General features: G+C 46.3%; 9 protein-coding genes and 1 pseudogene. 7 read left to right on the forward strand and 3 right to left on the reverse strand.

Annotated elements, in window-relative coordinates; genetic code table 11:
• The 6 genes and pseudogenes from LPW36_RS10330 to LPW36_RS10355 all read left to right on the forward strand — a co-directional run.
• Positions 1–3,677: hemagglutinin repeat-containing protein (locus LPW36_RS10330; RefSeq protein WP_230609584.1), on the forward strand; the 3,677-nt coding region annotated here is incomplete at its 5' end.
• 14 nt (positions 3,678–3,691) lie between these two features.
• Positions 3,692–3,943, forward strand: coding sequence for a MafI family immunity protein (locus LPW36_RS10335; protein WP_108899891.1), 252 nt, complete (start codon positions 3,692–3,694; stop codon positions 3,941–3,943).
• Between the two features lie 605 nt (positions 3,944–4,548).
• Positions 4,549–5,889 (forward strand): anaerobic C4-dicarboxylate transporter, encoded by a 1,341-nt coding sequence (locus LPW36_RS10340; RefSeq protein WP_230609585.1) that lies wholly within the window; start codon positions 4,549–4,551, stop codon positions 5,887–5,889.
• 304 nt (positions 5,890–6,193) lie between these two features.
• Positions 6,194–7,813: a fumarate hydratase gene (locus LPW36_RS10345; RefSeq protein ID WP_230609586.1), complete on the forward strand. Its 1,620-nt coding sequence runs from the start codon at positions 6,194–6,196 to the stop codon at positions 7,811–7,813.
• 72 nt (positions 7,814–7,885) lie between these two features.
• Positions 7,886–8,416, forward strand: a pseudogene (locus LPW36_RS10350) (GMC oxidoreductase); the annotation flags it as partial.
• 14 nt (positions 8,417–8,430) lie between these two features.
• A complete protein-coding gene (locus tag LPW36_RS10355; RefSeq protein WP_230609587.1) occupies positions 8,431–9,750 on the forward strand; it encodes a cytochrome c in 1,320 nt (439 codons plus the stop codon).
• A gap of 110 nt (positions 9,751–9,860) precedes the next feature.
• Here the strand turns inward: LPW36_RS10355 and slmA are convergent, their stop codons facing one another.
• From slmA to coaBC, 3 genes are all read right to left on the reverse strand, one after another.
• A complete protein-coding gene (slmA, locus tag LPW36_RS10360) occupies positions 9,861–10,454 on the reverse strand; it encodes a nucleoid occlusion factor SlmA (RefSeq protein WP_130593311.1) in 594 nt (197 codons plus the stop codon).
• Positions 10,455–10,557: 103 nt separating this feature from the next.
• Positions 10,558–11,016 carry a dUTP diphosphatase gene (gene dut / locus LPW36_RS10365; RefSeq protein WP_230609588.1) on the reverse strand — a complete coding sequence of 153 codons (459 nt, stop codon included), beginning with the start codon at positions 11,014–11,016 and terminating at the stop codon, positions 10,558–10,560.
• Positions 11,000–12,208 carry a bifunctional phosphopantothenoylcysteine decarboxylase/phosphopantothenate--cysteine ligase CoaBC gene (gene coaBC, locus LPW36_RS10370; RefSeq protein ID WP_230609589.1) on the reverse strand — a complete coding sequence of 403 codons (1,209 nt, stop codon included), beginning with the start codon at positions 12,206–12,208 and terminating at the stop codon, positions 11,000–11,002. The genes dut and coaBC overlap by 17 nt, the downstream gene beginning before the upstream one ends.
• A gap of 461 nt (positions 12,209–12,669) precedes the next feature.
• Between coaBC and radC the strand changes: the two genes are divergently transcribed.
• Positions 12,670–13,338, forward strand: coding sequence for a RadC family protein (radC, locus tag LPW36_RS10375; RefSeq protein ID WP_420844766.1), 669 nt, complete (start codon positions 12,670–12,672; stop codon positions 13,336–13,338).
• Positions 13,339–13,454: the final 116 nt, after the last annotated feature.

The following is a 13,454-nucleotide window of genomic DNA, read 5'->3' on the forward strand; positions in this document are numbered from 1 at the left end:
AAGCTGCAGGCATTACCGCAGAGGATTCCGTTGCATTAGTTGCCGGGCGTGACGTTAATCTGACCACGGCAGAAAGCCGGGAATATCAGGAAACCTACGGTAAGCGCAAGAAAGAAATTAATGAATCTGTACGTCAGCAGGGGACGGAAATTGTTGCCGGAAAACAGGTTCAGGTTATTGCCGGACAGGACATTCATGCTCAGGCGGCATCGGTAACGGCAAAAGAGGATATTTATGCCCGGGCCGGTCGGGATATCAACATCACGACGGCAACAGAAAGTGATTATCGCTTCTTTGAGGAAACCAAAAAGAAATCCGGTTTTATGTCGAAAACCGTTACCCATAAAGTGGAACAGGATTACGCGACCAGTGAAAAAGGTTCGCTGTTTAGCGGTGATAATGTGACGTTATTGGCCGGTAATGACCTGAATATTTCCGGCTCATCGGTTATTGGTGATGGCGATTTGAAGCTAACCGCCGGAAATAACATCAATATTCTGGCAGCGGTTGAAGAGCAGTCCACTTACCAGTTGAATGAAAAGAAAAAGAGCGGTGTCTTCAGCGGTGGTGGTCTTGGCTTTACCATCGGTACTACCCATTCGCGCCATCAGATTGATGATGCCAGTACCACTCAAAGCCAGAGTGCCAGCATGATAGGCTCCACCGGTGGCAGCGTGAGTGTTGTTGCCGGTGGGCAGGCACATATTGGTGGTTCAGATGTTATCGCGTCAAAAGACATCAATATTATTGCGGATAACGTGCTGATAGATCCGGGGCATGACCTGCGTCAGCGTGATGAACGCTATGAGCAGAAAACGCAGGGGCTTAATCTGGCGCTTTCTGGTGTGGTGGGTGGAGCGATTAATTCAGGTTTTACTGCGGCTCAACAGGCCAGAGATGAAAGCGACGATCGTCTGGCGGCGCTCAATGGCGTGAAGTCAGCGCTGTATGGGGTTCAGGCGGTACAGGGAGCCGTGCTGGATAGCGTAAAAGATGTGAAAGATAAATCTGACAATCTGATTGGTATCAGTGCCTCGGTGGGTTCTCAGAAATCCTCTTCGCAGCAGCATCTGGATCAGAATACGATTAAAGGCTCGGCGCTGAATGCGGGTAATAACCTGAGCATTATTGCTTATGGTAACGGTGATAGCGTGGCCAGCGGCAATATTGCGATTGGAGGAAGCCAGCTTAAAGCCGGTGGAAACACGACGCTGAGTGCAGAGCAGGATGTGCTGTTACTGGGGGCTGCCAATACCCAGGAAACCACAGGAAAGAACAGCAGTAGCGGCGGGGCTATTGGCGTTAGTGCGGGTATGGGCACTGAAGGTAATATGGGCGTGAGTATCTTCGCTAATGCCAATAAGAGTCGTGGTCATGACAAAGGGAATGGCACTCAGTGGGCTGAAACGACTATTGATACCGGTAATCAACTGACCATCAATAGCCAGCGTGATACGACGCTGATGGGGGCGCTGGTCAGCGGTGAACAGGTAACCCTGAATGTCGGGCGCGATCTGCATCTACAAAGCCAGCAGGACAGCGACAATTACGATGCGAAGCAGCAGAGCGTCAGCGGTGGGATGAGTATCCCGATTTCGGGTTCTAACGCAGGCGGTAATTTCAGCTATAGCCGCGACAGGATGCACAGCACTTATGATAGCGTTCAGGAACAGACCGGGATTTATGCGGGTTCGGGTGGCTTTGATATTAGGGTAGGTGAGCACACTCAGCTTGACGGTGCGGTTATCAGTAGTACCGCCGGTGCGGATAAAAACCGGCTTGATACCGGTACGCTGGGCTTCAGTAATATTGAGAATAAGGCCGAGTTTAAAACCGAGCATCAGGGGGTATCGATTAGTGCCGGTGGGGACGGTGGCGGTAAGTTTATCGGCAACGTGGCAGGCGGTATGATTGCCGTTGGCGGCAATGACGGCAGTGCTTCGGGTATAACACGGGCGGCCATCTCCGAAGGGGAAATTATTATTCGGGATAAGGCAAATCAGCAGCAGGATATTGCTGATTTAAGCCGTGATGTTGAGCATGCCAATGGCAGTATCAGTCCTATTTTTGATAAAGAGAAAGAGCAGAATCGGTTAAAAGAGATCCAACTGATAGGAGAGATAGGCGGTCAGATGATCGATATCGTTGCCACTCAGGGTGCGATTTACGGTGAAAAAGCGAAGAAAGATCCGGCGGCATCAGCACAGGCAGAAGCGGATTTAGTTGCAGAAGGACTGGCAGCCACGCTGACTCAGAAAGCGATAGAAGATCGGGCCTATGAAAACGGGTTACGCACCTTTGGTACCGGTGGTGATGTTCAGCGAGCCACACAGGCGGTGGTAGCAGCGTTACAGGGGCTTGCCGGGGGCGATATGTCACAGGCGCTGGCGGGGGCTTCGGCACCTTATGTAGCGAATGTGATTAAGGACCTGACCAAAGGCCATGATGAAGCAAATATCATGGCGCATGCGGTATTGGGTGCGGTGGTGGCCCATGTCAATGGTAACTCGGCCTTAGCCGGTGCCGCAGGTGCCGCCACGGGAGAGTATATTGCTAAACAGCTGTATCCGGATACCGATCGTGGTATGTTGACAGAAGAGCAGCGGCAGACCATCAGTTTATTAAGTACGCTGGCAGCAGGGCTGGCCGGGGGTATCACAGGGGATAGTACCGCGAATGCGTTTGCGGGGGCGCAGGCGGGGAAGAATGCGGCGGTTAATAACTATCTGAGCAAAGGTGAACCGCAATTACTGGCTGATATGATGAAATCCTGTCTGTCAGGTGGCGGTAGTCAGGCATCTTGTCAGCAACAAGTTCAGAAAGAGGCCATTCGGCGATCTAATGCCAACCTTGAAGAACAAGGTGAGGCAATGGCTTCAAATGATACCGCGAAAGCTCAGGCATTGCTGGATGGAAGAGCCAGCACGGAAGAATATACTTATCTGAGAATGGTGGGTCTGGATCCCGATTTTGTTAATTCACTGGATGGAACCAGTGCTGTTGCAGCAGAATGGATCGGTACCTGTATGGGTATGAGCTGGGGTGAGTGTGCGAATGCTAAAGGTTATGAAAAGATTGGTTATGGTCTGGATTTTCTGGCGTTGGGTGGTGCCGGGAAGATAGCGGTTAAACCGGGTGAGGCGACGACTCAAGCTGGAACATCATCGACAAAAGGAACAACAGAACCTTCTTATAATTGGAAAGCCGGTGAAGGTGAATTTAGTATAAAAGCAAATGGGAAAGTTACTGATGTTGAGTCTCATATTAGTAAATATGATGCTAATTCGTTCCTTTATGATAAACCATTACCTAAAATAGATTATGTTGATATTCTCTCTTCGGAAACCAAAATGCATACGCTTTATGGCGATAAGCCAGGTAGTGGTGGGCATTTATTTCCAGGACAACCAGGAAAGACCTTTTTCCCTAATAACTGGCCCCCTGAAAGAGTTGTTAGTAATGTAGGTGATATAGTTACTTCCCCTAGCACCCAATGGTTTGCTCAATCGGGAGCAGGAGGTATATATACTAACGCTGGTAAAGCAGCAAGATGGGTTGCTTGGGAGGTTAGGGATGGGGTACGTGTTCGAGTGGTATATGAGCCAGCGAATGGTAAAATCGTAACGGCATTCCCAGATGATAAACCAATTCCACCTGCGTTAAAGCCAATTAAGTAAAGAGAAAAAATATCATGGATATAAGTAAGCAAATTAATTTATTAGGTAACGGATTAAAAAATCGACTGGATCCTACGCTTATTGACTTTGCGCTTGAATATATCGAATTCTCAGAAGTTGTATTAGCATTTGAGACGTTATGTGACCATATCGCTGATTATGATGTTGTGATTAGTAAAGATGAATATAGCCAGATAATTAAAATAGCAAATGAACTTGGCTTAGAAATAGATGATAGGTATACGTATATCAATCCCGAAAAATGAAATATATATAATCATTCTATAAAAGCCACTATTGTGTGGCTTTTATATTTTTTATTGATAGTGACATAATGGATTAGTAGCTTAATCTTTTGTTTTCTTCATGGTGAAAATTTATCCTGCCTGTTGATGGTTCTTCTTATATTAATTAAATGCCTGCCTGAACAATCCATATAATATTAAATTGTTATTTATTGGTTAATAAAATGAACATATATTGTTGTATATATTCATTGAATAATTCACAGGTCGTTAACCCTTGGTATCACTGAACTGCTCTGTTTTCTCTTGTATCGTTTAATTTCCCTTTTATATATCGTTCGCACCCAAACTATTAGTTAAAAATTATATCTGCATCAAAAAATAGATGGATCAAACCATATATAGTCGAATAACCATATGGGAGTATAACAGGGGAATTTAATAATTAGATTTTGATATAATTATTAACTTTATAATTTCATATGTTTTGGCAAGGCGCTCATCGTTTGGGATTAGCCTTAATAATGTGATGAAAATCACTGACAAATTAAAAATAACAAAACAATTAAATTTCAGATAACAGATTCACTTTTTTTGATTATTAATTGGTATGTTCGGGGGTATACATGGATTTTGCTATACAACTTATTATCATCTTGATCTGTCTGTTCTATGGGGCACGTAAAGGTGGTATTGCGCTCGGTTTACTGGGCGGTGTGGGTTTAGTTATTCTGGTATTTGTGTTCCATCTTCAGCCGGGTAAACCGCCTGTTGATGTAATGCTGGTAATCATTGCGGTGGTGGCTGCCTCAGCGACATTACAGGCCTCCGGCGGCTTAGATGTAATGCTGCAGATAGCGGAAAAGCTGCTGCGTAAAAATCCAAAGTATGTCTCTATTGTGGCGCCTTTTGTTACCTGTACCTTGACGATTCTCTGCGGTACCGGCCACGTGGTGTACACCATTCTCCCCATTATTTATGACGTTGCGATTAAGAATAATATTCGTCCTGAGCGCCCAATGGCTGCCAGCTCCATCGGTGCCCAAATGGGTATCATTGCCAGCCCGGTATCCGTAGCGGTAGTTTCTCTGGTAGCGATGTTAGGGAATTTTACTTTTAACGGTAAGCATCTGGAATTTTTAGATCTGCTGTCGATTACTATTCCATCAACTCTGATTGGTATTCTGGCGATTGGTATTTTTAGCTGGTTCCGTGGTAAAGATTTGGATAAAGATGAAGACTTCCAGAAATTTATCTCCGTTCCGGAAAACAAACATTATGTTTATGGTGATACTGCAACGCTGTTAGACAAAAAACTGCCAACCAGTAACTGGATTGCAATGTGGATTTTCCTGGCTTCCATCGCCGTTGTTGCGTTGCTGGGTGCTTTCTCTAACCTGCGTCCTTCCTTTGATGGTAAAGCACTGTCGATGGTACTGGTTATTCAGATGTTTATGCTACTGTCCGGGGCATTGATCATCATCATTACCAAAACCAATCCGGCACTAATTTCGAAGAATGAGGTGTTCCGTTCGGGGATGATTGCTATCGTGGCGGTATATGGTATCGCCTGGATGGCAGAAACCATGTTTGGTGCACATATGTCCGAAATCAAATCCGTTCTGGGGGATTTGGTCACCAAGTATCCGTGGGCCTATGCCATTGTATTACTGCTGGTATCGAAGTTTGTTAACTCTCAGGCTGCCGCGCTGGCGGCAATTGTTCCTGTAGCTCTGGCTATTGGCGTTGACCCTGCATACATCGTTGCTTCTGCTCCTGCCTGTTATGGTTACTACATTCTGCCAACTTACCCAAGTGACCTGGCAGCTATCCAGTTTGACCGCTCTGGTACTACCCGTATCGGTCGCTTTGTTATTAACCATAGTTTTATTCTGCCGGGCTTAATCGGTGTGGGTGTCTCTTGCGTATTTGGCTGGATATTTGCCGCTGCGTATGGGTTCCTGTGATGTAATTAGCGTGTGCTATACCTGCAAAAGCAGTGGTAAAAGGGTATAGCGCACCGCTTTCAGATATGTCTACCGGATATTTTATGCTCCTCTCAGTGCGATTCTGTTCATTAAAATCATAATAAAAATAAATAAAACTCTTATAAAATCAGCATAATAAAAAAGCTTTAAATTTATGAGCCTGATGGGTTCACAAACAGTTGTATAAACAGTCTCCTTACTTTATGGTGTCGGCGTCGCTCAGGCATCAGTCACGGTATATCGTGTTGATTTTTTCAAAAAACTTATAAAAGGCTGGAAGCACATGTCAACGATTGAATTTAAATATCAGGAGTCCTTCCCATTAGGAAAAGACGATACAGAATATTATTTACTGACAAAAGATCACGTTTCGGTATCGGAGTTTGATGGAAATGAGATCCTTAAAGTTGAACCTGAAGCACTGACACTGCTGGCACAGCATGCGTTGCATGACACCTCTTTTCTACTGCGTTCTGCACATCAGGCTCAGGTGGCCCAAATTCTGGAAGATCCGGAAGCCAGTGAAAACGATAAGTATGTTGCGCTGACATTCCTGCGCAATGCTGAAATTGCCGCTAAAGGCATTCTGCCTTTCTGTCAGGATACCGGCACCGCCATCATTATGGGGAAAAAGGGTCAGAACGTCTGGACGGGATGTAATGATGAAGAAGCTTTATCCCGCGGTGTGTTCAATACCTTCGTGGAAGATAACCTGCGTTATTCTCAGAATGCGCCGCTGAATATGTACGATGAGGTGAATACCGGCTGTAACCTGCCTGCACAAATCGACCTTTATAGCACCGAGGGCTCTGAGTATAAATTCCTGTGCATTGTTAAAGGTGGTGGTTCTGCGAACAAAACCATGCTGTATCAGGAAACAAAAGCGCTGCTGACGCCAGAAAAACTGGAAAAATACCTGATCGAAAAAATGAAGAGCCTGGGTACGGCGGCTTGTCCTCCTTACCATGTGGCTTTTGTTATTGGCGGTACCTCTGCTGAAACCAACCTGAAAGTGGTGAAGCTGGCTTCAGCTAAATATTATGATGAACTGCCAACCACGGGTAATGAAGGTGGTCAGGCATTCCGTGATTTAGATATGGAAGCAAAACTGCTGAAAGCGGCGCAGAATCTGGGTATTGGCGCGCAGTTTGGTGGTAAATATTTTGCCCATGATATTCGTGTTATCCGCTTACCTCGCCACGGCGCTTCTTGCCCAATTGGCATGGGAGTTTCCTGCTCTGCGGACCGTAATATTAAAGCGAAAATTAACAAAGAAGGTATCTGGATTGAGAAGCTGGAAGACAATCCGGGTAAATATATTCCACAGTCATACCGGGAAGCCGGTGAAGGGGAGGCGGTTCATATTAATCTTAATCGTCCTATGCCTGAGATCCTTGCTGAGCTGTCAAAGTATCCGGTTTCAACCCGCGTTTCTCTGACGGGGACTATCATCGTTGGTCGTGACATCGCTCACGCACGTCTGCAGGCGCTGTTGGATAAAGGTGAAGATCTGCCACAGTACATTAAAGACCACCCAATCTATTATGCAGGTCCGGCGAAGAAGCCAGAGGGTTATGCCTCCGGTTCACTGGGCCCAACGACGGCGGGTCGTATGGACTCCTATGTGGATGCCTTCCAGTTTCGCGGTGGTAGCCTGATTATGCTATCTAAGGGCAACCGTAGCCAACAGGTGACCGATGCCTGTAAGAAACATGGTGGCTTCTATCTGGGTAGTATTGGTGGACCAGCGGCTATCCTGGCGCAAAACAGTATTAAGAGCCTGGAGTGCGTGGCTTATCCTGAACTGGACATGGAAGCTATCTGGAAAATCGAAGTAGAAAACTTCCCGGCATTTATTCTGGTGGATGATAAAGGTAACGATTTCTTCCAGAAGTTTAAATAGGCGCTAAGTCAATAATTAGTTAGCACCAGAGCCCTGAGTATCACTCAGGGCTTTTTTGTATACAGAAAACCCCCAGCCTGGGGTTCTGAATGGAAAGTTGCCGTTCAGGATAGCTATCAGCGGGTGATGAATATCAGTTCATCCGGTTCGGTCATGTCATATCGCGACAGTTATCTGGATCTGGATCCCAACTATACTGATAGTAATGATCAACCGCTGCTACGTATGACTTTTAACTGGCATGACAATGAGATCAAGATGGCACAGTTTACTACTAACAAAGCCGGGGAAATTGCCAAAGCAATGAATCCTGAATCTTATAAAGTGAATGCCAAAAAATTGGGTGCCCGGTATGACACCCGACCTTACCAGACGACCCATAATACCGGGGGCGCCATTATGGGCAGCGATCCTAAAACCAGCGTGGTAAACCGTCATTTGCAAAGCTGGGGTGTACCGAACGTCTTTGTTATGCAGGCTTGTGTATTTCCACAAAACTTTGGTTATAACCCAACCGGGTTGGTGGGTGCATTGGCGTACTGGTCAGCTAATGCAATACGTGAGCAATATCTGAAAAAACCTGGCCCACTGGTGCAGGCATAACAGGAGACGGAAAAATGAAAAAACTGCTTCTTGCCGCCAGTTTAACCATAGGCTTAGTAACCTCAGCCAGGGCTGCGGACAATATCGACTATACCGATGCCAAACTGATTAAGCAGGGTGAATACCTTGCCCGTGCTGGTGACTGTGTGGCATGCCATACGGTATCGGGTGGTCAGCCGTTTGCCGGAGGATTACCGATTGAATCCCCAATCGGAACTATTTTTTCTACCAATATAACGCCGGACAAACAGACCGGTATCGGTGAGTACAGCTTTACCGATTTTGATAATGCAGTACGTCACGGCATTGGTAAGGACCATACACTGTATCCTGCCATGCCTTATCCCTCTTATGCGCGCGTAACTGATGAGGATATGCAAGCGCTGTATGCTTATTTTATGCACGGTGTACAGCCGGTTAATCAGGTAAATAAAGGTACGGATATCACCTGGCCGCTCTCTATGCGTTGGCCACTCTCTGTCTGGCGCTGGACGTTTGCACCGGAAGTTAAAGCGTTTAAAGCGACAGATCATCAGGATCCTGTAGTGGCGCGCGGTGCTTATCTGGTTGAAGGATTGGGGCACTGTGGTGCATGTCATAGCCCTCGTGGTTTTGGTATGCAGGAAAAAGCATTAACCAGTGAAGAGGGGGATCTCTATCTGTCCGGAGGTGAACCGATGGATGGCTGGGTTCCTAAAAATCTACGTGGCGATCGGCTTGATGGCTTAGGCAGTTGGACTGAAGAACAACTGGTTCAATTCCTTAGCACCGGGCGCACCGCTTATACGGCAGTCTTTGGTGGCATGAGCGATGTGGTTGTTCAAAGTATGCAATACATGAGCGATGAGGATTTAACTGCTATTGCTCGCTATTTAAAAACGTTACCACCGAAATCTGCCAATCAGCAGCCGTTTAAGTACGATGAAACGGTATCTAAAGCGCTCTTTAACGGCGATGACAGTATGGTTGGTGGCAGTGTTTATGTTGATAACTGTGCGGCTTGTCACCGAACTGATGGTAAAGGATACGCAGAAGTATTCCCGGCGCTGGCAGGTAATCCGGTACTGGCGAGCAGCGATACAACTTCGCTGATTCATATTGTTCTGAAAGGTGGCGTAGTACCTGCAACAATAAAAGCACCAACCTCTTATGATATGCCAGCTTTTGATACTCGACTGACGGATAAACAAATCGCTGATGTGGTTAATTTTATTCGTAACAGCTGGGGCAATAAGGCTTCTGCCGTTACTGAAAGTGATGTAGCGAAAGTCAGGGAAGGAGTAAAGGCCAAAAAGCATGGCACAGTGGCTAAACCGGAAAACAGCCAGAAATAACCGATGAGAACAGCGTACTCATTATCTGTTTGTATTTAGCTAAAAAGAAAACCCCCGAAGATAATTGCTTTGGGGGTTTTCTTTTTAGATGTTTGGTTGTGCCGGGCGGGTTACTGCAATTGCAAAACCAGCATTGGCCAACGCAGTTCAAATTCTTCTGTCGGGCGATAACGGAATTCTGAGCGAACAAAGCGCGACATCATTCCTTCACAAAAGGCGAGTAACTGGCTGGCAATCAGCCCTTCATCATAGCTAAACGACTGGCCTTCACGCAGCTTTCTCTCGCGTAAAACCTGGCGTAGCTGGGTCTCTATTCGTTCGAATAGCTGGTTAATCCGCCCCTGAAGTCTGTCTTGCTCAAACATTAACGCATGCCCGGTCATTATGCGGGTTAACCCTGGATTTTTTTCTGCAAAACCGAGCACTAACAATATGATTAAGCGAATGCGATTATAGGTATCCTTCTCATCCTGTAAGATTAGGTTAATACGGCTATTGAGGCTATCTTCGATAAACTCAATCAAACTATCGAACATGCGCATTTTGCTGGGGAAATGGCGATACAAAGCCGCCTCTGAAACACCAACAGTGGCAGCAAGTTTTGCCGTAGTAATTCGCTGACTACCGTCACTTGACTCCAGCATTTGAGCCAGCGCTTGCAGTATGTCTTCCTTGCGATTTTTCTTTGTTACTTTTTCGACCATGTCCAGTGACATCCTAATAAGAAGTGGGGGTCAACCCACTTCCAAACAACTAACGATAGTGTTGAGTTACACTATTTTATTATGGCATTCAGAACGGAAATAATTACTGGCGACCGGAGTGGCCAAAACCACCTTCACCACGTTCACTGCTTTCAAAGTCTTCAACAATATTGAATTCGGCCTGTACCACAGGTACGAAAACCATTTGGGCAATACGTTCACCGGGTTCAACAATAAAGGGGATTTGACCACGGTTCCAGACGGAAACCATAAGTTGCCCCTGATAGTCGGAGTCAATTAAGCCAACCAGATTGCCCAGTACCACGCCATGTTTATGGCCAAGACCCGAACGAGGTAAGATCACCGCAGCCAGTGAAGGATCGGCAATATGAATCGCCAGGCCGGTTGGTAATAACTGGGTTTCTCCCGGATTTAATGTCACTGCAGCATCCAGACAGGCGCGCAGGTCTAAGCCGGCAGAGCCAACGGTTGCATAGGTTGGCAGTGGAAAGGTACTGCCAATGCGGGGATCCAGAATTTTTACGTCAATTTTTTTCATCATAACGTTTGACTATCTCGTCCATCAGTTTTTGACCAAGCGAAGATTTGTCGCTCAAAGGCAGACTCATCTCGCCGTTTGACCAGTACAGGTGTAATGCATTGGTATCGCTATTAAAACCTTGACCAGATAGCGATACATTATTCGCACAAATAAGATCAAGATTCTTGCGGGCCAGCTTAAGCCGCGCATATTCTTCCACATTCTGGGTTTCAGCCGCAAACCCTACAACAAAGGGGCGGTTAGTGGTCATTGCCGCTACCCCGGCGACAATGTCGGGGTTTTTTACCATTTTTAATACTAAATCGTCGCCCTGTTTTTTAATTTTCTCATCGGCGATATGCTCTGCACGGTAGTCGGCAACGGCGGCACAGGCAATAAAAATGTTTTGTGATCCCGCTAACTGCATAACGGTATCACGCATTTCCAACGCGCTGGTGACATTAATGCGAGTTACGTTCACAGGAGTGGGTAATTGAACCGGGCCGCTGACCAGCGTAACGGAGGCGCCCCGTTCAGCAGCAGCTTTAGCGATAGCATAACCCATTTTTCCCGAGCTGTGGTTGCTGATAAAACGAACCGGATCCAGAGCCTCCCGGGTCGGGCCCGCCGTAAGCATGATATTGATACCCGCCAGGTCCTGAACGGGGTTAAAAAATTCGACGCAGTGCTTAACAATGCAAAGCGAGTCCAGCATTCTTCCCGGGCCTATATCACCACAGGCTTGAGAACCACTGTCAGGCCCCCATAAAAGGAGATTGCGTGAGGCTAAAACCTGCAAATTATGTTGGGTTGCCTGAGCGCGATACATTTGCTGATTCATGGCGGGAGCCACTGCGACAGGCGCACTGGTAGCCAGACAAATGGTTGTGAGCAGGTCATTTGCCATTCCGGCGGCAATGCGGGCCAGTATATCTGCGGTGGCTGGCGCAATAACCACCAGATCGGCCCATTTGCCCAACTCTATATGGCCCATCGAGGCTTCTGCCGCGGGATCGAGTAAATCATCAGAAACCGGATAGCCAGAAACAGCCTGCAGAGTGAGTGGGGTAATAAACGCTTTTGCTGCCGCTGTCATGACAACGCGGACATCAGCCCCCTGATCTTTCAGGCGACGTACAATTTCCGGGCATTTATAGGCAGCAATGCCACCACTGATGCCCAGTACAATTTTTTTACCATTCAACATTGCCATGATAGCTGCCCTGTAGATTGTCAGGGTCATTACCCTGATGATTAAAAGCGTGTTGTGGATTTTATCATAACCCCGTCGAAGGAGAGTTATCTGTCTGAAGTAACTTTGTTGTCGTTACCGTACAGATTACAGGCTACGTGTTTCTGCTGTATTAATGCCTTATATATTAAGGTCGACGAGATGAACATAAAATAAACATTTTTACTGATTATATATACAGTAATTGTAAGATGCTATAGCAAAAATCATAACCGCTTTTTTGGTCCTGGGTGTCAATCATTGCCCTTTTAATATCGTATTCATTAAGGATTTGTGCGATAGCGCCAGGGTAAAGGGTAACAAAATGCACTCCTCTATTTCATTTTTGGAGGTTTCTTCCAGAAATCACTTTTCAGGTTCGCTTCTCTTTTTCGCCATCATCAGAATGTTGTTAGCGGGAGGATAAGATGGCAAATACAACGATGATGGTCTGGAGCGCTCAGGGGGCGCCCAGAGAGAAACTACTACAAAATGGAGCGGCCTCACTGTCTGATGATGAGCTGTTAGCTATTTTTTTACGTACAGGGGTACCCGGAATTCATGTACTGGATTTTGCCCGACAGTTATTAAAAGAATTTGGTTCTTTATATGGGTTAATGTCTGCAGATTATGTCCGATTTTGCGATGTCAGGGGGTTGGGGCTGGCTAAATATTCTCAGTTGCAGGCATCGGTTGAACTATCCCGACGTTTTTTAGGCCATCAACTGGCAAAGGAGTGTTCAATTAATAATCCGCAGATTACCCGACGTTATTTGCAAAGTTTGCTGACCCAGCGGGATCGTGAAATCTTTATTGTGATGTTTTTGAATAACCAAAACAGGGTGCTTTATCATAAGGAGATGTTCACCGGTACGTTAAACAGCGTTGAGGTACATCCCAGAGAAATTGTGCGTGAGGCGTTAAAATCAAATGCAGCGGCAGTCATATTAGCGCATAATCACCCCTCCGGAATGGCAGAACCCAGTCAGGCGGATCGTTACGTTACTGAAAAAGTGCGCGAAGCCTGTTCGTTACTGGATATCCAAGTGCTTGATCACATTGTTATTGGGCGCGGAGAGTACGTTTCTTTCGCTGAAAGAGGGTGGATTTAAAGTATTTTTTGCGATCTTATGGGATCTTTGTCCGTTCAGGACTTGAGCCCTGCCAGCTAAGGGCGTATACTACGCCACCTTTGAGGATCACGGATGTGGTATGCGAGCCTATCTCA

The organism is Limnobaculum eriocheiris (assembly GCF_021010575.1).
Lineage (GTDB): Bacteria > Pseudomonadota > Gammaproteobacteria > Enterobacterales > Enterobacteriaceae > Limnobaculum > Limnobaculum eriocheiris.

Coding starts and splice junctions, on each gene's coding strand:
- LPW36_RS10335 (WP_108899891.1), top strand. CDS start 3,692: ATGGATATAAGTAAGCAAATTAATTTATTAGGTAACGGATTAAAAAAT.
- LPW36_RS10340 (WP_230609585.1), top strand. CDS start 4,549: ATGGATTTTGCTATACAACTTATTATCATCTTGATCTGTCTGTTCTAT.
- LPW36_RS10345 (WP_230609586.1), top strand. CDS start 6,194: ATGTCAACGATTGAATTTAAATATCAGGAGTCCTTCCCATTAGGAAAA.
- LPW36_RS10355 (WP_230609587.1), top strand. CDS start 8,431: ATGAAAAAACTGCTTCTTGCCGCCAGTTTAACCATAGGCTTAGTAACC.
- slmA (WP_130593311.1), bottom strand. CDS start 10,454: ATGGTCGAAAAAGTAACAAAGAAAAATCGCAAGGAAGACATACTGCAA.
- dut (WP_230609588.1), bottom strand. CDS start 11,016: ATGATGAAAAAAATTGACGTAAAAATTCTGGATCCCCGCATTGGCAGT.
- coaBC (WP_230609589.1), bottom strand. CDS start 12,208: ATGGCAATGTTGAATGGTAAAAAAATTGTACTGGGCATCAGTGGTGGC.
- radC (WP_420844766.1), top strand. CDS start 12,670: ATGATGGTCTGGAGCGCTCAGGGGGCGCCCAGAGAGAAACTACTACAA.